6 protein-coding genes (1 of these 6 cut by a window edge) are annotated in these 25,333 nt (G+C 71.8%); all 6 read right to left on the bottom strand.

Translation table 11 applies throughout. The features are described from left to right. Positions 1-14: 14 nt before the first annotated feature. Positions 15-1,103 carry an HAD-IIIC family phosphatase gene (locus tag HNP84_RS35365; RefSeq protein WP_185054388.1) on the bottom strand — a complete coding sequence of 363 codons (1,089 nt, stop codon included), beginning with the start codon at positions 1,101-1,103 and terminating at the stop codon, positions 15-17. Positions 1,104-1,141: 38 nt separating this feature from the next. Continuing rightward, positions 1,142-2,263 (bottom strand): acyl-CoA dehydrogenase family protein, encoded by a 1,122-nt coding sequence (locus HNP84_RS35360; protein ID WP_185054387.1) that lies wholly within the window; start codon positions 2,261-2,263, stop codon positions 1,142-1,144. Further along, a complete protein-coding gene (locus tag HNP84_RS35355) occupies positions 2,256-2,531 on the bottom strand; it encodes an acyl carrier protein (protein WP_185054386.1) in 276 nt (91 codons plus the stop codon). Before HNP84_RS35355 ends, HNP84_RS35360 begins: the two co-directional genes overlap by 8 nt. Then, on the bottom strand, positions 2,528-3,394 hold the full coding sequence (locus tag HNP84_RS35350) for a 3-hydroxyacyl-CoA dehydrogenase family protein (protein ID WP_312926485.1): 867 nt from the start codon (positions 3,392-3,394) through the stop codon (positions 2,528-2,530). The genes HNP84_RS35355 and HNP84_RS35350 overlap by 4 nt, the downstream gene beginning before the upstream one ends. Positions 3,395-3,491: 97 nt before the next feature. Then, the gene (locus tag HNP84_RS56385) at positions 3,492-4,553 is read right to left on the bottom strand and encodes an enoyl-CoA hydratase/isomerase family protein (RefSeq protein ID WP_185054385.1); all 1,062 of its coding nucleotides are present in this window, start codon (positions 4,551-4,553) and stop codon (positions 3,492-3,494) included. A gap of 22 nt (positions 4,554-4,575) precedes the next feature. Beyond that, positions 4,576-25,333, bottom strand: the 3' portion of a protein-coding gene (locus HNP84_RS55475) for a type I polyketide synthase (protein ID WP_281396388.1). 16,040 nt of this gene lie beyond the right edge of the window; the window shows 20,758 of its 36,798 coding nt (coding positions 16,041-36,798); its start codon lies beyond the right edge, outside the window — the gene reads right to left on this strand; the stop codon is at positions 4,576-4,578.

Below are 25,333 nucleotides of genomic sequence, written 5' to 3'. Positions count from 1 at the left end.
GCGCGGCGACGGTCCTAGATCGACGCCGCCACGGTCAGATCGGGTGAGACGAGCCGCATCGTGGCCGGCCCCTCACGGCGCGCGGTGACCAGGTGCAGGCACTGGATGTCACCGCCGTCGATGAAACTCTTGATCCCGCTGAGGCAGTCGCACGGATCCTGGGTGAAACCGGCGAAGCGGTAGGCGATCTCCATCATCCGGTTGCGATCGGTCGGCCGGAAGTCGGCGGCCAGGTGGACGCCGGCCTGGGCGGCCTGGTCGACCAGCCAGTTCAGCAGCACCGTCCCGGCGCCGTAGGTGACCACCCGGCAGGAGGTCGCGAGCAGCTTGAGGTGCCAGACGTCGGGGTGGCGTTCCAGCAGCAGGACGCCGACCGCGCCGTGCGGGCCGAATTTGTCCGTGAGGGTGACGGTGAGGACCTCGTGGCCGGGGTCGGCCAGCAGGCCGCGCAGGACCTGGTCGGGGTAGTGCACCCCGGTGGCGTTCATCTGGCTGGTGCGCAGCGTCAGCTCCTCGACCCGGGACAGGTCGTCCTCGTCGGCGCGCTTGATCGCCATCACCAGGTCCAGGGAGCGCAGGAACTCCTCGTCCGGGCCGTTGAAGGAGTCCTTGGCCACCGTGCGCAGCGCGTTGGCCTGATACATCTCACGGCGGCGCCGGGCGTCGGCGGTGACGACCGCCGGGCTGAACTCGGGCCGATCGACCAGGGACAGCACGTCCTCGTGGGTGTAGCAGCGAACCTCGGGGGCGTGGTAGGTGACCTCGGCCCGCTCCGCCGGCGTGTCGTCCACGAAGGCGATGGTGGAGAGGGCGAACTGGAGCTCCTTCGCGATGGCGATCACGGAGTCGGACTTGCGGCCCCAGCCGATCTGCGGGACCAGGAAGTACTCGGCGACGCCGAGCTCCTCCAGCCGCTTCCAGGCCAGGTCGTGATCGTTCTTGCTGGCGACGGACTGCAGGATGCCGCGGGAGTCGAGCTCGACGATGACGGCGCGGACCTCCTCGGACAGACGGACCTCCGAGTCCTCCAGCAGGGTGCCCTGCCAGAGGGTGTTGTCGAGGTCCCAGACCAGGCACTTGACGAGAGGGGGCTTTTCGGACATGCGCGGGGCCTCCATGCGGGACCGCATTCCTTACGGTGTCAAAACGAGGTGGACAGAGCGTGGTCGGCCAGGATGAGCTGGCAGATCTCGTTGCTGCCTTCGATGAGTTCCATCAGCTTGGCGTCGCGGTAGGCGCGGGCGACCACGTGCCCGTCCGTCGCCCCGGCCGAGCCGAGGACCTGGACGGCGGTGGCGGCGCTGCTGGCGGCCTGCCCGGCGCTGACATGCTTGGCCAGCACGGTCGCGATCACCATGTCCGGTGAGAACGACTGCCAGGCCGCGCTGGCGTGCTCGCACGCTCGGGTCGCGACCTGTTCGGCGACGAGGAGTTCGGCGAGGTGGCGGGCGACGAGCTGGTGCTCGCCGATCGGCTTGCCGAACTGCTCACGGCGCCTGGCGTGCTCGGTGGCCGCTTTCAGGCAGGCCCGGACGATCCCGGTGCAGCCCCAGGCGACCGAGATCCGGCCGTAGGACAGGGCGGTGGTGAAGAGCATGGACAGGTCCTGGCCGCCACCGCCGAGCAGATGGCCTGCCGGGAGCCGGACGTCGTTCAGGCGGACGTGCCAGTGCCCGGCGGCGCGGCAGCCGAGCACCGGCGTGGCGATCGGGACCAGCTCGACCCCGGGCGCGGACGTGGGGACGACGACGACGCCGGCCTCGTCCCCCTGCCGGCCGAGGATCATCAGGTAGTCGGCGTACCGGGCGCCGGTCACCCACTTCTTCTCACCGGTGACCACGACGCCGTCGCCGTCGCGCCGGATCCGCGTCCGCATCGCGGCCAGGTCGCTTCCGGCGCCGGGCTCGCTGAAGCCCACGGCGGCCAGTTGCCCGCTGGTCAACTCGGCCAGGTACGCGCGCCGCTGAGTCCGGTCCCCGAAGCGGGACACCATCCAGGCGGCCATCCCGTGCGAGGTCATGATGCTGCGGGTCGAGCTGCACAAGCTGCCGACGTAGGCGGTGAGCTCGCCGCTCTGCCGGCTGTCCAGGCCGAGACCCCCGAAGGAGGTGGGCACCTCGGCGCAGAGCAGGCCCCGGGCGCCGAGTTTGCGCAGCAGCTCGATCGGCAGTTCGCCGGAGAGATCCCACTGCTCGGCCTGGTCGGCGACGAGCTCACGGATCAGGGCGCGCTCGTCGTCCAGCAGCCGGGTCTGCTCAGGCATCGGAGGCCACGCCGTCCTCGGACAGGCGCAGCACCAGTGCGGCCATCACCTTGGCGGTGCGGAAGTTGTCGATCTTCAGCTCGGGCCCGATGATCGCGATGTCGTAGGTCGATTCGAGGTGCACGACCAACTCCATGGCGAACATCGAGGAGACCAGGCCGGAGGCGAAGATGTCGTCGTCGGGCTTGACCTCGGTCTTGGTCCGCTCGGTGAGATAGGCGGTCATCGCGCTTTCGATGGCCTCGGCCGTCAGCGGGCTCGTCTTCATGACGCCACCTTTCCGTAGTCGTAGAAGCCTTCGCCGGTCTTGCGGCCGTGCTTGCCCGCGCCCACCAGGTCGAGCAGGAGATCACAGGGCCGGCAACCGGGGTCGCCGGTCCGCGCGTACAGAACGTTGAGGGAGTCGACCAGGTTGTCCAGGCCGATCAGGTCGGCCGTCCGCAGCGGCCCGGTCGAGTGCCCGAGGCAGCCCTCCAGCAGGCCGTCCACCACCTCGACCGGGGCGACGCCGTCCTGGACCAGCTTGGCCGCGGTGTTGATCAGCGGGTGCAGCACCCGGTTGATCACGAAGCCGGGCGCGTCGTTCACCACGAGGCCCTTACGGCCGAGGGCGCCGAGCAGATCGGTGACCGCCGTCATGGTCGCGTCGCCGGTACGGGGGCCGCGGATCACCTCGACCATCTCGATCATGTAGGCGGGGTTCATGAAGTGGACGCCGACGAGTTCGTCGGGGCGGGCCACCGAGGACGCCATCTCGTCGATCGGGATGCACGAGGTGTTCGAGATCAGCAGGGTCCCGGGCCGGACGATCTGGGAGACCTCGCTGAGCACCTTGGCCTTGGTCTCCGGGATCTCGGTGACGGCCTCGATCACGGTCGTGGCGTCGGCCGCGTCCGTCAGCGACACGCTGGTGACCAGCTCCGCCTGAGTGCGGCCGGCGGGCAGCTTGCCCATGAGCTGGGCGTGTCGCAGCTTCAAGGCGATCGTCTGCTTCGCCTGGGCCAGCACCTGTTCGCTGACGTCCACGAGCACGACGGGGACCCCATGGCCGATGGCCAGGGCGCTGATATTCGTTCCCATCACACCGCCGCCCACGACGGCCAGGCGGTGATCGGGTGGATTGGCGCTCACATGCGACTCCTTCACAGTTCGGTGAGCCACTGGTTGATCGTCTGCGCGGTCGTGTCCGCGTGACCGCCCGTGCCTTCGCCCCAGCCGGTAGCGCCGATCACGACGGCACCGGTCCGCCCGTGGGGACGTTCATGTCGAGCGCGGTGCCCTCGGTCCAGGGCTCGGGCCGAGTCAGGAACACCGAGTCGCCATCGGTGCCCTCCTGCATCCGCACCCACTGCCGCATGGCGGCCTGGGAGGCCGGTGACATCATGCTCGTCAATGCGGCGGCGGCCTCTTGGCTGAGACTGGCCCTGGCCGAGGCGGCATGGGCGTCATTGAAGATCCGCTTCTGCAGGGCCACGGTCTTGCGCGGCCGCCTGGCATATCGCTCCGCCATCCGCTGGACGGTGTCCAGCAGGTCCTCGGCCGGCACGACCCGGTTCACCAAGCCCAGCTCCAGCGCTTCCCGCGGTGCGTAGAACCGCGCTTCGAGCATCATCTCCAAGGCCCGGGACGGCCCGACGAGCTGGGCGAGCCGCTGGGCGCCCAGGGTGGTGGTCAACCCCAGCGACAGTTCGGGCAGGCCGAAGCAGGCGTCACGATCAGCCGACACGCGCATGTCGAAGAAGACCGACATCTCCAGGCCACCGCCGCCGCACGGCCCGTTCACCGCGGCGATCCACACCGCCGGGGAGTACATCAGCCGCAGTGCCATGTCCTGGAACCGCACCCCCGCGAGCAGTCCTTTCAGTGAGGAACGCGCGAGCAGACGTTCACCCCCCCAGCGGATCATGGCCCGCACACCCCGGTACAGGTTCCGGGCGCGCGCGCCCGAGATCTCCACTGCGCCGTCCGTCCCGGAGGACATCTGAGCGATGTCGAAGTGGGTGATGAATCGGCCGGGCAGGGCGCCCGTGACGACGACCGCGCCGACCGAATCGTCGTGCTCCACCGCCTCGACGAGCCGGATGAAGTCCTGTTGCATCGCCGAGGTCATGTAGTTGAAGGGCGGGGCGTCCACCCACGCCGTCAGCACCCGGCCCGACTGCTCAAGCCGCAGGGTGGGCAGCCGGAGACCCGCTGCGCCACCGTCCACCGGCCGACGATCCGTCTGTTCACCACCGGGCGGAGCTGCACGATCCATTGGCCTGTCAAACCCTTCTGCCGCGTATGCCACGTCCTACTCAGGTTTCGCCGGGTCAGGGTTCCGGGCGGAACCAGTCCTCGATCAGGCGAGCCGTGTCCTCTGCCTTCTCGGCGAGCATCGAGAAGTGGTCCGCCTCGATCGTCCGTACGGCATGCGAGGGGTCCAACGGCGTCGCCCGCCAGTAGTCCGACTCGGGTGCGACCTCGGAGAACGGCTGTGTGCACTGCACGAACAGCACGGGCGCTCTCACCTCTGCCGGTTCGAGGTCCTGCGCGATGGCAGACCAGTGCACCATGGCGGACAGCCGCGTGCCGTCGAACCGGCCGAAGACCTCCTCCATGCCCATGATGTACTGCAGCACCTGCTCGGAGAGCATCTCCGAATCGCCACCTGTGCTGGGAGGGAAGCTGTCCAGCATCACCACCCCCGCGGGGGAGATGCCCGACCTCTCCAGCACACTCGCCGCGCCGTAAGCGAGAATGCCGCCGGCCGAATGACCGACGAGCACGAACGGTTCCCCCTCGGCAGCCCGCGCGACGCCGTCCGCGATGCTCCTGAGGGCGATGTCGATCGTGGCGGGCAGGGCCTCACCGGAGGCGTAGCCGAGCAGGGGAAGCGCCGAGACGTGCCTTTCCCCGCGGAAGTGCGCGGCGAAGCGCGCATATTGATGAACGCCACCGGTCACCGTGGACGAACTCACGCAGATCACACGAGGCAGGGCCGCACCACTGGCCAGCGTCACCGGCCGAGGGACATCCCCCGGGGCGACAGGCGTGTCGTGCATGGGCCGGGTCCTCGCCACGGCATACAGCAAGCCGAACGCTTCCGGCACCTTCCCAGAACGGAAAGCACCCCGGAACAGCTCCGCCACGGTGTCGTCCGCCGCCGGGGTCGCCTGGCCGGTCTTCTCCGCGGTGACGAGCTCGCGCCGCAGCCAACGGGCGAGACCGGCGGAGCTTTCGCTGTCGAACACCGCCATCAGCGGGAACTGCCAACCCACCGCCTTGGCCAGAGAGTTACGCAGTTCGGTCGCGCCGAACGAGTCGAAGCCCAATTCGAAGAAGTGACGTTCGGGATCAACGGCCGAGGCATCGCTGTGACCGAGAACCGCGGCCACATGACGCAGCACCAGGTCCCGCAGCAGCTCGTCCTGCTGCGCCTCGCCGAGCCCGCTCAGCTCCCGCCGCCACGCCGCCACCGACTGCTCCTCGCCGAGCGGACCACCGGCATCCACCTCCGGCGCAACCGCCGGACCGGCATCGTCACCCCGCTCGACCGCGGCCCGGGACTGCGCCTGCGTCGCCGAACCCGAACCGGCGGGCAGCGTACCCGCCCCGGCGCCGAGCGTCAGCGAGACCTGCGGCCAGAACCGCTGCTGCTGGAACGCGTACGTGGGCAGATCAACCCGCTGTCCAGGCTTCAGGACGGCCGGCCAGTCGACCGTCACTCCCTCGACATGGGCCCTGGCCAGCCCGGTCAGCACCGCCTCCGCCGCCGGCAGGGACGGGTTCAGCATCGGAACGAACCGTGCCTCGCCGGTGAGTGCGGCCTGGCCCATCCCCGACAGGGTTCCGTCCGGGCCGATCTCGATGAACACCGAGACCCCCAGACCGGCCATCGTGGTCACCGCATCGGCGAACCGGACCGGCTGCCGCGCCTGAGCCGCCCAATACCCGGCCTCCGGCGCCGTCACCACCTCACCGGACAGAGCCCCGACCCACGTCACCGCCGGCGACGCATAGGCCAGACCCGCAGCCACCTCGCCCAGCTCATCCAGCACCGGATCCATCCGCGCCGAATGGAACGCGTGACTCACCCGCAGGCGGCGCACTCGCCGGCCCCGCTCCCGCCACTCTTCGACGATGCGTTCCACGGCGGCGGCCTCACCCGAGATCACCACCGATTCCGGGCCGTTCAGCGCCGCCAGCGACACCTCCGGCTCACCTTCCAAGGCGGCGGCGATCTCGGCCTCGCTCGCCCCGATCGCGGCCATCGCCCCACCGCCCGGAAGGTCCTGCATCAGCCGCGCCCGCGCCGCCACCAACCGGCACGCGTCCTCCAGGCTCAGCACCCCCGCCGCATACGCCGCCGCGATCTCACCCACCGAATGACCGGCCACCGCATCCGGCACGACCCCGGCCGCACCCAGCAACGCGACCAGACCCACCTGCACCGCGAACAACCCGGTCTGCGCGAACAAGGTCTGATCCGCACGGGCCGGACCGTCGCCGTCCGGACCGTCGCCGCCGGCGACGCCCAGGACCACGTCCCGGACCGAAACCCCCAGCTCGATCTCCAGCAGATCCGCCGCCCGATCGAATGCCGCCGCGAACACCGGGCTGGCGTCATACAACTCACGGCCCATCCCGGCCCGCTGCGCGCCCTGGCCCGCGAACACGAACCCGACCCGGCCCGGCCCGCCCGCCGGGACCGCCCCCGAGACCACACCCGCCGCCGGCTCACCGGCGGCCAGCGCCGCCACGCGCGAGACCAGCTCATCCGCACCGGCGCCCAGCACGACCGCCCGATGCTCGAAGGTCGACCGTGTCGTCGCCAGTGACCAGGCCACATCGGTGAGATCCAGCTCCATACGAGCGGCCACATGAGCCGCCAGCCGATCCGCCTGCGCCGCCAGCGCCTTACCCGACCGCCCCGACACCAGCCACACCAGCGGCCCGCCCGTCAGCACCGGCGCGTCCTCCACCGTCACCGTGTCGGCGTCCTCATCCCCAGGACCAGGCTCCGGCTCCGGCTCCGCAACGAGCGGGGGTGCTTCCTCGATGATGACGTGCGCGTTGGTGCCGCTGATCCCGAACGAGGACACACCCGCCCGGCGCGGACGGCCGTTCGCCGGCCATTCCTGCGGCTCGGCCAGCAACCGGATGTTCCCCGCGGTCCAGTCCACATGCGGCGACGGCTCGTCGGCGTACAAGGACTTGGGCAGCAGGCCGTGCTGCATCGCGAGCACCATCTTCATCACCCCGGCCGCACCCGCGGCCGCCTGGGTGTGGGCGATGTTGGACTTCACCGACCCCAGCCACAACGGCCGGTCCTCCGGCCGGCCCTGACCATAGGTCGCCAGCAACGCCTGCGCCTCGATCGGGTCACCGAGCACCGTGCCGGTGCCGTGCGCCTCCACCACGTCCACGTCCGAGGTGGAGAGCCGGGCGCTGGCCAGCGCGGCCCGGATGACCCGCTGCTGGGCGGGTCCGTTCGGCGCGGTCAGGCCGTTGGAGGCGCCGTCCTGGTTGATCGCGCTGCCGGCCACCACCGCCAGCACCGGATGCCCGTTCCGCCGCGCATCGGACAGCCGTTCCAGTACCAGCACGCCCACGCCCTCGGCCCACCCGGTGCCGTCCGCACCCGCCGAGAAGGACTTGCACCGGCCGTCGGAGGCCAGGCCCTGCTGCTCGGCGAACGCCGCGAACGCCGCCGGCGTCGCCATCACCATCACGCCACTGGCCAACGCCAGCGAACACTCCCCCGCCCGCAACGCCTGCGCCGCCAGATGCAACGTCACCAGGGACGAGGAGCATGCGGTGTCCACCGTCACCGACGGACCTTCCAGGCCCAGGACGTAGGAGACCCGGCCGGACAGCACCGCACCTGAGGTGCCGGTCAGCAGGAAGCGTTCCGAACCGCTGCCTTCCAGGCCAGCGCCGTACCCGGTGGGGGCGCCGCCGGCGAACACGCCGGTCTGGCTGCCGCGCAGCGACCGCGGCTGGATCCCGGCCCGCTCCAGCGCCTCCCAGGAGGTCTCCAGCAGCAACCGCTGCTGGGGATCCATCGCCAGCGCCTCACGCGGGCTGATCCCGAAGAACCCCGGATCGAACTCACCCGCGTCATACAGAAAGCCGCCCTGAGCCGCGGACAAGGCCGCACCATCGAGCATGCCGATGTCCCAGCCCCGATCCACCGGGAAACCCGACACCGCGTCCGTCCCGGAGACCACTAGCTCCCACAACTCCTCGGGACTACGCACCCCGCCGGGGTAACGACACCCCATCCCGACGATCACGATCGGGTCGCCAACCGTCTCCGCCGTTACCACAGGCACGGCGGCTGGGACGTCGGCCGTATCGCCCAGGAGTTCCGACTTCAGATACTCGGCCAGCCGGGCCGGAGTCGGGTAGTCGAAGATCAGCGTCGCCGGGAGCCGGACCCCGGCAAGGGCCGAAAGCCGATTGCGCAGCTCCACCGCGGTCAGAGAGTCGAAGCCGACATCGCTGAAGGCCCGGTCGGCCTCGATCGCCTCCGGCGTGGGGTGATGCAGCACCGCCGCCGCCTCCGCGCGGACCAGCTCGGTGAGGATCTGGTGCTGTTCGGCCGACGCACGCCCCGTCATCCGCACGGCCAGTTCTCCGGCCGACCGGGATTCGGGAGCAACGGCACCACCGGCGGGAACGAGCGCCCGGATGTCGGGCAGTTCCCGGAGGAAGGGAATCTGCTCCGGGTCGCTCAGGCCCATGGCGATCTGGGACCAGTCGATGGCCGACACCGTCAGGCCGGCCTCGCCGTCCTCCAGCGCCTGCCCCAGCACCTGCAAGGCAACATCGGGGTCCAGCGCAGTACTGGGCCCGCCGGCGACCCGCCGCGCCACGGTCGCATCGGACTGGGCCATTCCGCCGCCGGCCCACGCCCCCCAGGCGAGCGAGGTCGCGGCCAGGCCACGACCACGCCGATTGTCCGCCAGCGCGTCCAGGAACGCGTTCGCCGCCGCGTAGTTGCCCTGACCACCGGCGCCGAACGTCGCCGCCGCGGAGGAGAACAGCACGAACGCCGACAGATCCAGATGCGCCGTCAGCTCATCGAGATGAACCGCGCCGCCCGCCTTGGCCGCGAGCACATTACCCAGCCGGGCCGGGCTCATCCGATCCAGCACCCCGTCATCCAGCACACCCGCGGTATGCATCACCCCCGCCAGCGCCGGACCATCCGCGGCGATCCACCCGAGCAGAGCGGCCACCTCGTCCTTGCGGGCCACGTCACCCGCCATGACCGCGACCGCCGTCCCGGCGGCGGCGATCCGCGCGGCCAGAGCGGCGATCCCCGCCGCGCCCGGACCCGAACGGCTCCACAACACCACCCGCGCCGCACCACGCTCCGCCAGCCACACACCCACACGCCCGCCCAGCGCACCGGTTCCGCCGGTCACCAGCACCGTGCCCTGGGAGAAGGAGTCACGGACGGTGGAATCGGGGGCACCCACCGGACGGGGGGCGCGCACCAGCCGCCGGCCGAAGATGCCGGCGGCACGGATCGCGACCTGGTCCTCACCACACCCGGCCAGCACACCCGCCAGCCGAGCCGCGGCCCGCGCGTCGAACACCACCGGCAGATCGATCAGCCCGCCCCACCGGTCCGGACTCTCCATCGGCAAGACCCGGCCGAGCCCCAGAACCTGGGCCTGCACCGGACGCGACACCGACTCCTGCGCACCGGCGGCCACCGCACCCTGGGTGACCATCCACAGCGGCGCTCCGATCCCGGCATCCTCCAACGCCTGCATCAGGCCCACCGACCCGGCCACACCGGCCGGCACATAGGGGTGGTCGGCCAGTGGCGTCTCCTCCAACGCCAGCAAGGACACCACCCCGGCCGGGTCACTGTCCGCCAGCACCTCACCGATCCGGACCGCCAGCACCTCCCGCGAGACGTCCTCCGCCGCCACCGACACCACAACGGCCCGCGCCCCTTGAGCGTCCAGCGCCCGGACGCATTCGGCGGCCTGGTCCACTGCCGACGGGCCCGCCACCACCAGCCAGGTCCCCGTCAGGCGCGCCGGTTCCGGATCGGCGACCGGCACCCACGAGACCCGGTAGCGCACATCCGCGACCGCCGCCGCCTCCCGCTCACGCTGCCGCCACGACGCCAGCACCGGCAGCACCTCGTCGAGCCGGCTTCCGGCATCCACCTCCAAAGCACCGGCCAGACCGGCCACATCGCCACGCTCGACCGCCGCCCAGAACTGCGCCTCCATCGCCGACCCCGCACCGGCCGGCAGCACACCCGCCCCAACCCAGGGCGCCAGCGAGACCTCCGGCCAGAACCGCTGCTGCTGGAACGCATACGTGGGCAGATCAACCCGCTGCCCGGCCGGCAGCACCGCCGGCCAGTCCACCTTCACACCCTGAACATGCGCCCGGGCCAGCCCGGCCAGCACCGCCTCCGCCGCGGGCAGGGACGGGTTCAGCACCGGGATGAACGGCACCTCTTCGGAGAGCGTGGCCGGGCCCATCCCCGACAGGGTCCCGTCCGGGCCGATCTCGATGAACACAGAGACCTCCAGACCGGCCATCGTGGTCACCGCATCGGCGAACCGGACCGGCTGCCGCGCCTGAGCCGCCCAATACCCGGCCTCCGGCGCCGTCACCACCTCACCGGACAGAGCCCCGACCCACGTCACCGCCGGCGACGCATAGGCCAGACCCGCAGCCACCTCACCCAGCTCCTCCAGCACCGGGTCCATGAGCGCCGAATGGAAGGCATGACTCACCCGCAGCCGCCGCACCCGCCTGCCCCGACCCCGCCACTCTTCGACGAGCCGCTCCACGGCGGCGGCCTCACCCGAGATCACCACCGACGACGGCCCGTTCACCGCCGCCAGCGACACCCCCTCCACCCCGGCCAGCTCCGCCAGGACCTCCGCCTCACTCGCCCCGATCGCGGCCATCGCCCCACCCGACGGCAGGTCCTGCATCAACCGCGCCCGATTCGCCACCAACCGGCACGCGTCCTGCAAGGTCAACACCCCGGCCGCATACGCCGCAGCGATCTCACCCACCGAATGACCCGCCACCACGTCCGGGACGATCCCGGCCGCGGCCAGCAGCGCGACCAGACCCACCTCCACGGCGAACAACCCGGTCTGCGCGAACAGGGTCTGGTCCGCACGCTCCGGCCCGGCGCCGTCGTCCCCGACGCCTCCCAGGACCACGTCCCGGACCGAAACCCCCAGCTCGATCTCCAGCAGATCCGCCGCCCGATCAAACGCCGCCGCGAACACCGGAGACGCCTCATACAACTCACGGCCCATCCCGGCCCGCTGCGCACCCTGACCCGCGAACACGAACCCGACCCGCCCCGGCCCACCGGCAGGAGCCGCACCCGAGATCACACCTGCCACCCGCTCACCAGCGGCCAGCGCCCCCAGACCCGCGACCAGCTCATCCGCGCCCGCGCCCAGCACGACCGCCCGATGCTCGAAGATTGACCGCGTCGTCGCCAGCGACCAGGCCACATCCGCCGCGTCCAGCTCCGGACGAGCGACGACATGACTCAGCAGCCGACCGGCCTGCGCGCTCAACGCCTTACCCGACCGCCCCGACACCAGCCACATCAGCGGCCCGCCGGACAGCACCGGCACCGGCACATCCTCCACGGGCATGCCCTCGGAGAAGCCCTCACCGATCGCATCCTCCGCCACCGGCTCGGGCGCTTCCTCGATGATGACGTGCGCGTTCGTGCCGCTGATCCCGAAGGACGACACACCCGCCCGGCGCGGACGGCCATCCGCGGGCCATTCCTGCGGCTCGGCCAGCAACCGGATGTTCCCCGCCGTCCAGTCCACATGCGGCGACGGCTCATCGGCATGCAACGACTTCGGCAGCAGACCGTGCTGCATCGCGAGCACCATCTTCATCACCCCGGCCGCACCCGCCGCCGCCTGAGTGTGCGCGATGTTCGACTTCACCGACCCCAGCCACAACGGCCGATCCTCCGGCCGGCCCTGACCATAGGTCGCCAGCAACGCCTGCGCCTCGATCGGATCGCCGAGAACCGTGCCGGTGCCGTGCGCCTCGACGGCGTCCACGTCGGCGGCCGACAGCCGGGCACTGGCCAGCGCCGCCCGGATCACCCGCTGCTGCGCAGGACCGTTCGGCGCGGTCAGGCCGTTGGACGCGCCGTCCTGGTTGACCGCGCTACCGGCCACCACCGCCAGCACCGGATGCCCATTACGCCGCGCATCCGACAACCGCTCCAGCACCAGCACGCCCACGCCCTCGGCCCACCCGGTGCCATCCGCACCCGCCGCGAACGACTTGCACCGGCCATCGGAGGCCAGGCCCTGCTGCTCGGCGAACGCCGCGAACGCCGCCGGCGTCGCCATCACCGTCACCCCACTGGCCAACGCCAGCGAACACTCCCCCGCCCGCAACGCCTGCGCCGCCAAATGCAACGTCACCAACGACGACGAACACGCCGTGTCCACCGTCACCGACGGCCCCTCCAGACCCAGCACATACGACACCCGGCCCGACAGCACCGCACCTGAAGTGCCCGTCAGCAGGAAACTCTCCGAACCACTGCCTTCCAGCCCCACGCCATACCCCGTCGGGGCGCCACCGGCGAACACACCGGTCTGGCTGCCCCGCAGCGACCGCGGCTGGATCCCGGCCCGCTCCAGCGCCTCCCACGAGGTCTCCAGCAGCAACCGCTGCTGCGGATCCATCGCCAGCGCCTCACGCGGACTGATCCCGAAGAACCCCGGATCGAACTCACCCGCGTCATACAAGAACCCACCCTGAGCCGCGGACAAGGCGGCACCATCGAGCATGCCGATGTCCCAGCCCCGATCCACCGGGAAACCCGACACCGCATCCGTCCCCGAAACCACCAACTCCCACAACTGCTCTGGGCTACGCACTCCACCGGGGTAGCGGCAGCCCATCCCGACGATCGCGATCGGGTCGCCGTCCACCACCGCCGCCGCCACAGGCACGGCAGCGGCCGGAACATCGGGCGCATCGCCGAGCAGTTCCGACCTCAGATGCCGCGCCAACTGGGCCGGGGTCGGGTAGTCGAAGATCAGCGTCGCCGGCAGGCGCACCCCTGCGAGAGCGGAGAGCCGATTGCGCAGCTCGACCGCGGTCAGGGAGTCGAAGCCCACATCGCTGAAGGCCCGGTCGGCCTCGATCGCCTCCGGCGTGGGGTGATGCAGCACCGCCGCCGCCTCCGCGCGGACCAGCTCGGTGAGGATCTCCTCCTGCTCCTCCGACGGACGACCCACCAGCCGCACCGCCAGCTCGCCCGCGGGCCGGGACTCGGCAACGGCGGCACCGCCCGCAGCGACCAACGCCCGGATATCGGGCAGCTCCCGCAGGAACGGCACCTGCTCCGGATCGCTCAGCCCCATGGCAATCTGGGACCAGTCGATGGCCGACACCGTCAGCCCCGCCTCGCCGTCCTCCAGCGCCTGCCCCAGCACCTGCAACGCAACATCGGGGTCCAGCGCACTACTGGGCCCACCGGCCACGCGCCGCGCCACCGTCGCATCGGACTGGGCCATGCCACCACCGGCCCACGCCCCCCAGGCGAGCGACGTCGCGGCCAGGCCACGACCACGCCGATTGTCCGCCAGCGCGTCCAGGAACGCGTTCGCCGCCGCATAGTTACCCTGACCACCGGCGCCGAACGTCGCCGCCGCGGAAGAGAACAGCACGAACGCCGACAGATCCAGGTCCGCCGTCAGCTCATCGAGATGAACCGCCCCGCCCGCCTTGGCCGCGAGCACGTTGCCCAGCCGGGCCGGGCTCATCCGGTCCAGCACCCCGTCATCCAGCACACCCGCGGTATGCATCACCCCGGCCAGCGCCGGACCATCCGCGGCGATCCACCCCAGCAGAGCCGCCACCTCGTCCTTGCGGGCCACATCCCCGGACAGCACCGACACGGCCGTCCCCGCGGCCGCCATCCGCGCAGCGAGCCGGGAGACTCCTGCGGCCTCCGGGCCGGAGCGACTCCACAACACCACCCGCGCCGCGCCACGCTCGGCCAGCCACGCCCCCACACGCCGGCCGAGCGCGCCGGTTCCGCCGGTCACCAGCACCGTGCCCCGGGAGAAGGAGTCACGGACGGTGAAGTCGGGGGCACCCACCGGACGAGGAGCGCGCACCAGCCGCCGGCCGAAGATACCGGCGGCACGGATCGCGACCTGATCCTCACCACACCCGGCCAGCACACCCACCAGCCGGCCCGCAGCCCGCCCGTCGAACACCACCGGCAGATCGACCAGCCCGCCCCACCGATCCGGACTCTCCATCGGCAAGACCCGGCCCACGCCCAGAACCTGGGCCTGCACCGGACGCGACACCGACTCCTGCGCACCGGCGGCCACCGCACCCTGCGTCACCATCCACAACGGCGCACCGATCCCGGCATCCTCCAACGCCTGGACCAGACCCACCGACCCGGCCACACCGGCCGCCACATAGGGGTGATCGGGCAGCGGCGTCTCCTCCAACGCCAGCAGCGACAACACCCCGGCCACCGGACCGTCCCCGGCCACCTCACCGATCCGCCCCGCCAGCACCTCCCGGGAGACGTCCTCCGCCGAGACGGGCGCCACGACGACCCGCGCCCCCTGAGCGTCCAACGCCCGGACACATTCGGCGGCCAGGTCCACACCCGACGGACCCGCCACCACCAGCCAGGTCCCCGCCAGGCGGGACACCTGCGGATCGGCGACCGGCACCCACGAGACCCGATAGCGGACATCCGCGACCGCCGACGCCTCGCGGTCCCGCTGCCGCCAGGAGGCCAGCACCGGCAGCACCTCACTGAACGGCCGCTGCGCGTCTACTTCCAGGGCACCGGTCAGTCCAGCGAGGTCGCCGCGCTCGACCGCGGCCCAGAACTGCGCCTCCGCCTCCGTCGCGCCGCCGACCTGAAGCCGCCCGACGGCCTGCGCCAGCGAGACCTCCGGCCAGAACCGCTGCTGCTGGAACGCATACGTCGGCAGATCGACCCGCTGACCGGCCGGCAGCACCGCCGGCCAGTCCACCTTCACACCCTGAACATGCGCCCGGGCCAGCCCGGCCAGCACCGCCTCCGCCGCGGGCAGGGACGGGTTCAGCACCGGGATGAACGGCACCTCTTCGGAGAGCGTGGCCGGGCCCATCCCCGACAGGGTCCCGTCCGGGCCGATCTCGATGAACACCGAGACCCCCAGACCCGCCATCGTGGCCACCGCGTCCGCGAACCGAACCGCACCACGCGCCTGCTCCGGCCAGTACCCGGCCTCCGGCGCCGTCACCACCTCACCCGAGAGTGCTCCCACCCACGTCACCGTCGGCGACGCATGCTGCAAACCGGCGGCCACCTCGCCGAGCTCATCCAGCACCGGGTCCATGAGCGCCGAATGGAAGGCATGACTCACCCGCAGCCGCCGCACCCGCCGGCCTCGCTCCCGCCACTGTTCAGCGATGCGCTCCACGGCGGCGGCAGCACCCGAGATCACCACCGACGACGGACCGTTCACCGCCGCCAGGGACACCCCCTCCACCCCGGCCAGCTCCGCCAGGACCTCGGCCTCGCTCGCCCCGATGGCGGCCATCGCCCCACCCGACGGCAGGTCCTGCATCAGCCGCGCCCGGTTCGCCACCAACCGGCAGGCGTCCCGCAGGGTCAACACCCCGGCCGCATACGCCGCCGCGATCTCACCCACCGAATGACCGGCCACCACGTCCGGGACGATCCCGGCCGCGGCCAGCAGCGCGACCAGACCCACCTCCACGGCGAACAGGCCCGTCTGGGCGAACAGGGTCTGGTCCGCACGCTCCAGTCCGGCGCCGTCGTCCCCGACGCCCAAGACCACGTCCCGGACCGCCACATCCAGCTCGGCCTCCAGCAAGGCGCACGCCTCATCGAACGCCGCCGCGAACACCGGACTGGCCTCATACAACTCACGGCCCATACCGGCCCGCTGCGCACCCTGACCCGCGAACACGAACCCGACCCGCCCCGGCCCACCGGCAGGAGCCGCACCCGAGACCGCACGGCCCACCGACCGGCCCGCCGACACCGCCTCCAGACCACTCACCAGCTCGCCGCGATCGCCACCCCACACCGCCGCGCGATGCTCAAAGATCGACCGCGTCGTCGCCAGCGACCAAGCGACATCCGCCGGGTCCAGCTCCGGACGCGCGACGACATGGCTCAGCAGCCGGCCCGCCTGCGCGGCCAGTGCCTGCGCCGATCGTCCCGACACCAGCCACATCAGCGGCCCGCCCGTCAGCACCGGCACCGGCGCTTCCTCGACCGTCACCGTGTCGGCGTCCTCATCCGCAGGAGGTGACTCCAGCTCCGGAACGAGCAGGGGCGCTTCTTCGATGATGACGTGCGCGTTCGTGCCGCTGATCCCGAACGAGGACACACCCGCCCGGCGCGGACGCCCATCCGCCGGCCATTCCTGCGGCTCGGCCAGCAACCGGATGTTCCCCGCCGTCCAGTCCACATGCGGCGACGGCTCATCGGCATGCAAGGACTTGGGCAGCAGGCCGTGCTGCATCGCCAGCACCATCTTCATCACCCCGGCCGCACCCGCCGCGGCCTGGGTGTGCGCGATGTTGGACTTCACCGATCCCAGCCACAGCGGCCGGTCTTCGGGCCGGTCCTGACCGTAGGTGGCCAGCAGCGCCTGCGCCTCGATCGGATCGCCGAGCACCGTGCCGGTGCCGTGCGCCTCGACCGCGTCCACGTCGGCGGCCGAGAGCCGGGCGCTGGCCAGCGCCGCCCGGATCACCCGCTGCTGGGCGGGTCCGTTCGGCGCGGTCAGGCCGTTGGAGGCGCCGTCCTGGTTGATCGCGCTGCCGGCCACCACCGCCAGCACCGGATGCCCGTTCCGGCGGGCGTCGGACAACCGTTCCAGTACCAGCACGCCCACGCCCTCGGCCCACCCGGTGCCGTCCGCACCCGCCGAGAAGGACTTGCACCGGCCGTCGGAGGCCAGGCCCTGCTGCTCGGCGAACGCCGCGAACGCCGCCGGCGTCGCCATCACCGTCACCCCACTGGCCAACGCCAGCGAACACTCCCCCGCCCGCAACGCCTGCGCCGCCAGATGCAACGTCACCAGCGACGAAGAGCATGCGGTGTCCACCGTCACCGACGGCCCCTCCAGGCCCAGGACGTAGGAGACCCGGCCGGACAGCACCGCGCCCGCGGTACCGGTCAGCAGGAAGCTCTCCGAACCACTGCCTTCCAGCCCCACGCCATACCCGGTCGGGGTCCCACCGGCGAACACGCCGGTCTGGCTGCCGCGCAGGGACCGCGGCTGGATCCCGGCCCGCTCCAGCGCCTCCCAGGAGGTCTCCAGCAGCAACCGCTGCTGGGGATCCATCGCCAGCGCCTCACGCGGGCTGATCCCGAAGAACCCCGGATCGAACTCACCCGCGTCATACAAGAACCCACCCTGAGCCGTCGCACCGTCCAGACCCGGCGCCCCCAGAAGACCGATGTCCCAGCCCCGGTCCACCGGGAAACCCGACACCGCGTCCGTCCCCGAAACCACCAACTCCCACAACTGCTCCGGGCTACGCACCCCACCGGGATAACGACACCCCATCCCGACGATCGCGATCGGGTCGCCGTCCACCACCGTCGCCATAGGCACGGCCGGAACATCGGGCGCATCGCCGAGCAGTTCCGACCTCAAATGCCGCGCCAACTGGGCCGGAGTCGGATAGTCGAAGATCAGCGTCGCCGGGAGCCGGACCCCGCCAAGGGCCGAGAGCCGGTTGCGCAGCTCGACCGCGGTCAGGGAGTCGAAGCCGACATCGCTGAAGGCCCGGTCGGCCTCGATCGCCTCCGGAGTCGGGTGATGCAGCACCGCCGCCGCCTCCGCACGGACCAGCTCGGTGAGGATCTCCTCCTGCTCCTCCGACGGACGACCCACCAGCCGCACCGCCAGCTCACCCGCAGGCCGGGACTCCCCGACAACGGCACCACCGGCGGGAACGAACGCCCGGATATCGGGCAACTCCCGCAGGAAGGGCACCTGCGCCGGATCACTCAGGGCGGCCGCGATCTGGGACCAGTCGATGGCCGAGACCGTCAGCCCGGCCTCACCGTCCTCCAACGCCTGCCCCAGCACCTGCAAGGCAACATCGGGGTCCAGCGCACTACTGGGCCCACCGGCCACGCGACGCGCCACGGTCGCATCGGACTGGGCCATTCCGCCGCCGGCCCACGCCCCCCAGGCGAGCGAGGTCGCGGCCAGGCCACGACCACGCCGGTTATCGGCCAGCGCGTCCAGGAACGCGTTCGCCGCCGCGTAGTTGCCCTGACCACCGGCGCCGAACGTCGCCGCCGCCGAGGAGAACAGCACGAACGCCGACAGATCCAGATGCGCCGTCAGCTCATCGAGATGAACCGCCCCGCCCGCCTTCGCCGCGAGCACATTCCCCAGCCGGGCCGGGCTCATCCGGTCCAGCACCCCGTCATCCAGCACACCCGCGGTATGCATCACCCCGGCCAAAGCCGGACCATCCGCCGCGATCCACTCCAGCAGAGCGGCCACCTCGTCCTTGCGGGCCACGTCACCGGCCAGCACGGCCACGGCCGTCCCGGCGGCGGCGATCCGCGCGGCCAGGCCGGCGATCCCCGCCGCGCCCGGACCCGAACGGCTCCACAACACCACCCGCGCCGCACCACGCTCCGCCAGCCACACCCCCACACGCCCGCCCAGCGCACCGGTACCGCCGGTCACCAGCACCGTGCCCCGGGAGAAGGAGTCACGGACGCTGGAATCGGGCGCACCCACCGGACGGGGAGCCCGCACCAGCCGCCGGCCGAAGATACCGGCGGCACGGATCGCGACCTGGTCCTCACCACACCCGGCCAGCACACCCGCCAGCCGCGTCGCCGCCCGCGCGTCCCACGTCTCCGGCAGGTCTACCAGCCCGCCCCACCGATCCGGGCTCTCCATCGCCAGAACCCGGCCCAGCCCCAGAACCTGGGCCTGAACCGGACTCGACACAAACTCCCGGGCACCGGCGGCCACCGCACCCTGGGTCACCATCCACAGCGGCGCGTTAACCCCGGCATCTCCCAGGCCCTGCATCAGGCCCACCGAGCCGGCCAGACCCGACGGCACGAACGCGTGATCGGGCAGCGGCGCCTCCTCCAACGCCAGCAGCGACAGCACCCCGGCCACCAGACCGCCCTCGGCCACCTCACCGATCCGCGCCGCCAGCACCTCCCGCGAGACATCCTCCGCAGCGACCGGCGCCACAACGGCCCGCGCCCCCTGAGCGCCCAGCGCCCGGACGCATTCGGCGGCCAGGTCCACACCCGACGGACCGGCCACCACCAGCCACGTGCCACTCAACCGGGACAGCTGCGGATCGGCGACCGGCACCCACGAGACCCGGTACCGCACATCCGCGACCGCCGACGCCTCGCGGTCCCGCTGCCGCCAGGAGGCCAGCACCGGCAGCACCTCGCTGAACGGCTGCTGCGCGTCTACTTCCAGGGCACCGGTCAGTCCAGCGAGGTCGCCGCGCTCGACCGCGGCCCAGAACTGCGTTTCCGCCTCCGTCCCGCTGCCGATCTGGGGCCGCAAGGCGGCCTGCGCCAGCGAGATCTCCGGCCAGAACCGCTGCTGCTGGAACGCATACGTCGGCAGGCCGACCCGCTGCCCGGCCGGCAGCACCGCCGGCCAGTCCACCTTCACGCCCTGAACGTGCGCCTGAGCCAGCCCGGTCAGCACCGCCTCGGCCGCCGGGACGCTCGGGTTCAGCACCGGAATGAAGCGCGCATCCGACTCCTGGTCGAGAACCGACGCCCCCATCCCCGACAAGGTCCCGTCCGGGCCGATCTCGATGAACACCGAGACCCCAAGACCGGCCATCGTCGCCACCGCATCGGCGAACCGGACCGGCTGCCGCGCCTGAGCCGCCCAATACCCGGCCTCCGGCACCGCGATCAGCTCACCCGACAGTGCTCCCACCCACGAAACCTTCGGCGCAGCAAGCTCCAGACCCGCCGCCACCTCGCCCAGCTCATCCAGCACCGGGTCCATGAGCGCCGAATGGAAGGCATGGCTGACCCGCAGCCGCCGCACCCGCCGGCCCCGGCCCCGCCAGTCTTCGACGATGCGTTCCACCGCGGCGGCCTCACCGGAGATCACGACCGATTCCGGGCCGTTCACCGCCGCCAGGGACACCCCCGGCTCACCCTCCAACGCGGCAGCCATCTCAGCCTCGCTCGCCCCGATGGCCGCCATCGCCCCACCCGACGGCAGGTCCTGCATCAACCGCGCCCGGCCGGCCACCAACCGGCACGCGTCCTGCAAGGTCAACACCCCGGCCGCATACGCCGCCGCGATCTCACCCACCGAATGACCCGCCACCACGTCCGGCACGATCCCAGCCGCCCCCAGCAGCGCGACCAGACCCACCTCCACCGCGAACAGGCCCGTCTGCGCGAACAGGGTCTGGTCCGCACGCTCCGGCCCGGCGCCGTCGTCCCCGACGCCTCCCAGGACCACGTCCCGGACCGAAACCCCCAGCTCGGCCTCCAGCAGGGCGCACGCCTCATCGAACGCCGCCGCGAACACCGGACTGGCCTCATACAACTCACGGCCCATACCGGCCCGCTGCGCACCCTGACCCGCGAACACGAACCCGACCCGCCCCGGCCCACCGGCAGGAGCCGCGCCCAGAAGCAGCCGGCTGACGGACCGGCCCGCCGACACGGCCTCCAGACCACTCACCAACTCGGCCCGATCAGCACCCCACACCGCCGCGCGATGCTCAAAGGCCGACCGCGTCGTCGCCAGCGACCAAGCGACATCCGCCGGGTCCAGCTCGGGGCGCGCGACGACGTGGCTCAGCAGCCGACCCGCCTGCCCGGCCAGTGCCTGCGCCGATCGTCCCGACACCAGCCACATCAGCGGCCCGCCCGACAGCACCGGCACCGGCACCGGCACATCCTCCACCGGCATGCCGTCGAAGAAGCCCTCACCGATCGCATCCTCCGCCACCGGCTCGGGCGCTTCCTCGATGATGACGTGCGCGTTCGTGCCGCTGATGCCGAACGAGGACACACCCGCCCGCCGCGGACGGCCGTTCGCGGGCCATTCCTGCGGCTCGGCCAGCAATCGGATGTTCCCCGCCGTCCAGTCCACATGCGGCGACGGCTCATCGGCGTGCAAGGACTTGGGCAGCAGGCCGTGCTGCATCGCCAGCACCATCTTCATCACCCCGGCCGCGCCCGCCGCGGCCTGGGTGTGGGCGATGTTGGACTTCACCGATCCCAGCCACAGCGGCCGGTCTTCGGGCCGGCCCTGACCATAAGTGGCCAGCAGCGCCTGCGCCTCGATCGGGTCACCCAGAACCGTGCCCGTGCCGTGCGCCTCCACCACATCCACGTCCGACGTCGACAACCGGGCGCTGGCCAGCGCCGCCCGGATCACCCGCTGCTGCGCGGGACCGTTCGGCGCGGTCAAGCCGTTCGACGCCCCGTCCTGGTTGACCGCGCTGCCGGCCACCACCGCCAGCACCGGATGCCCATTACGCCGCGCATCCGACAACCGTTCCAGTACCAGCACGCCCACGCCCTCGGCCCACCCGGTGCCGTCCGCACCCGCCGCGAACGACTTGCACCGGCCGTCGGAGGCCAGGCCCTGCTGCTCGGCGAACGCCGCGAACGCCGCCGGCGTCGCCATCACCGTCACCCCACTGGCCAACGCCAGCGAACACTCCCCCGCCCGCAACGCCTGCGCCGCCAGATGCAACGTCACCAACGACGACGAACACGCCGTGTCCACCGTCACCGACGGACCTTCCAAGCCCAGGACGTAGGACACCCGGCCGGACAGCACCGCGCCCGCGGTGCCGGTCAGCAGGAAACTCTCCGAACCGCTGCCTTCCAGACCCACGCCATACCCGGTGGGGGTCCCGCCGGCGAACACGCCGGTCTGGCTGCCCCGCAGGGACCGCGGCTGGATCCCGGCCCGCTCCAGCGCCTCCCACGAGGTCTCCAGCAGCAACCGCTGCTGCGGGTCCATCGCCAGCGCCTCACGCGGGCTGATCCCGAAGAACGCCGGATCGAACTCACCCGCGTCATACAGAAAGCCACCCTGAGCCGTCGCACCGTCCAGACCCGGCGCACCCAGAAGACCGATGTCCCAGCCCCGGTCCACCGGGAAACCCGACACCGCATCCGTGCCCGAGACCACCAGCTCCCACAACTGCTCCGGGCTACGCACACCACCGGGATAACGACACCCCATCCCGACGATCGCGATCGGGTCGCCATCCACTACCGCCACTGCAGGTGCAGCGGCGGCGGCCGGAACATCGGCCACATTGCCCAGCAGTTCCGAGCGCAGATACCGGGCCAGTTGCACCGGGGTCGGATAGTCGAAGATCAGCGTCGCCGGCAAGCGGACCCCTGCGAGAGCGGAGAGCCGATTGCGCAGCTCCACCGCGGTCAGAGAGTCGAAGCCCACATCGCTGAAGGCCCGGTCGGCCTCGATCGCCTCCGGAGATGGGTGATGCAGCACCGCCGCCGCCTCCGCGCGGACCAACTCGGTGAGGATCTCCTCCTGCTCCTCCGCAGCACGACCCACCAGCCGCACCGCCAGCTCACCCGCAGGCCGGGACTCCGCCACAACGCCACCACCGGCGGGAGCGAACGCCCGGATGTCGGGCAGCTCCCGCAGGAAGGGCACCTGCGCCGGATCACTCAGGGCGGCCGCGATCTGGGACCAGTCGATGGCCGAGACCGTCAGCCCGGCCTCACCGTCCTCCAGCGCCTGCCCCAGCACCTGCAGCGCCAGATCCGGATCCAGCGCACTGCTCGGGCCACCGGCCACCCGCCGCGCCACGGTCGCATCGGACTGGGCCATACCGCCGCCGGCCCACGCCCCCCACGCCACCGACGTCGCGGCCAGGCCACGACCACGCCGATTGTCCGCCAGCGCGTCCAGGAACGCGTTCGCCGCCGCGTAGTTGCCCTGACCACCGGCGCCGAACGTCGCCGCCGCGGAAGAGAACAGCACGAACGCCGACAGATCCAGGTCCGCCGTCAGCTCATCGAGATGAACCGCGCCGCCCGCCTTGGCCGCGAGCACGTTGCCCAGCCGGGCCGGGCTCATCCGATCCAGCACCCCGTCATCCAGCACACCCGCGGTATGCATCACCCCGGCCAAAGCCGGACCATCCGCCGCGATCCACCCCAGCAGCCCGGCCACGTCGGATCGGCTCGCCACGTCACCCGCCATGACAGCCACGGCCGTCCCTGCTGTGGCCATCCGCGCGGCCAGCCGGGAAACTCCCGCGGCCTCCGGGCCGGAGCGGCTCCACAGCACGACCCGCGCGGCGCCACGCTCGGCCAGCCACACACCCACACGCCCGCCGAGCGCGCCGGTACCGCCGGTCACCAGCACGGTGCCCCGCGCGAAGGAATCCCGCACCGCCGACTCGGGCGCCCCCGCAGGACGAGGAGCCCGCACCAACCGCCGGCCGAAGATCCCCGCGGCACGGATCGCGACCTGGTCCTCACCACACCCGGCCAGCACACCCACCAGTCGCGTCGCCGCCCGCGCGTCGAACACCACCGGCAGATCGACCAGCCCGCCCCACCGATCCGGACTCTCCATCGCCAGAACCCGGCCCAGCCCCAGAACCTGAGCCTGCACCGGACGCGACACCCACTCCCCCGCACCGGCAGCCACCGCACCCCGAGTGACCATCCACAGCGGCGCCTCGATACCGGCGTCTCCCAGAGCCTGCAGCAGGCCTACCGAGCCGGCCAGACCCGACGGCACGAACACATGGTCGGCCAGCGGCGTCTCCTCCAGCGCCAGCAAGGACACCACCCCGGCCACCGGACCGCCCTCGGCCACCTCACCGATCCGCGCCGCCAGCACCTCCCGCGAGACATCCTCCGCAGCGACCGGCGCCACCACGACCCGCGCCCCCTGAGCACCCAGCGCCCGGACGCACTCGGCAGCCAGGTCCACACCCGACGGACCCGCCACCAACAGCCAGGTCCCCGCCAGGCGGGGCACCTGCGGATCGGCGACCGGCACCCACGAGACCCGGTAGCGGACATCGGCCGCCCGCGCCTCCTCACGCTCCCGCTGCCGCCACGACGCCAGCACCGGCAGCACCTCGTCGAGCCGGCTTCCGGCATCCACCTCCAAAGCACCGGCCAGCCCGGCCACATCACCACGCTCAACTGCCGCCCAGAACTGCGCCTCCATCGCCGACCCCGAACCGGCCGACAGCACGCCCGCACCGGCACCCGGCGCCAGCGAGACCTCCGGCCAGAACCGCTGCTGCTGGAACGCATACGTCGGCAGGCCGACCCGCTGACCGGCCGGCAACACCGCCGGCCAGTCCACCTTCACACCCTGAACATGCGCCCGGGCCAGGCCGGCCAGCACCGCTTCGGCCGCGGGCAGCGACGGGTTCAGCATCGGGATGAACGGCACCTCTTCGGTGAGCGTGGCCGGGCCCATGCCCGACAGGGTTCCGTCCGGGCCGATCTCGATGAACACCGAGACCCCCAGACCGGCCATCGTCGCCACCGCATCGGCGAACCGGACCGGCTGCCGCGTCTGAGCCGCCCAATACCCGGCCTCCGGCACCGCGATCAGCTCACCCGAAAGCGCTCCCACCCACGAAACCTTCGGCGCGGCAAGCTCCAGACCCGCCGCCACCTCACCCAGCTCATCCAGCACCGGATCCATCAACGCCGAATGGAAGGCATGACTCACCCGCAGCCGCCGCACCCGCCGGCCCCGGCCCCGCCAGTCTTCGACGATGCGTTCCACCGCGGCGGCCTCACCGGAGATCACCACCGACGACGGGCCGTTCACCGCCGCCAGCGACACCCCCGGCTCACCCTCCAACGCGGCGGCCATCTCAGCCTCACTTGCCCCGATCGCGGCCATCGCCCCACCCGACGGCAGGTCCTGCATCAACCGCGCCCGGTTCGCCACCAACCGGCAGGCATCCTGCAGGGTCAACACCCCGGCCGCATACGCCGCCGCGATCTCACCCACCGAATGACCCGCCACC

Source organism: Thermocatellispora tengchongensis, from assembly GCF_014202315.1.
Taxonomy (GTDB): domain Bacteria; phylum Actinomycetota; class Actinomycetes; order Streptosporangiales; family Streptosporangiaceae; genus Thermocatellispora; species Thermocatellispora tengchongensis.
Note: the sequence above shows the minus strand (reverse complement) of the source record. Positions and strands in the feature narration are given on the sequence as shown.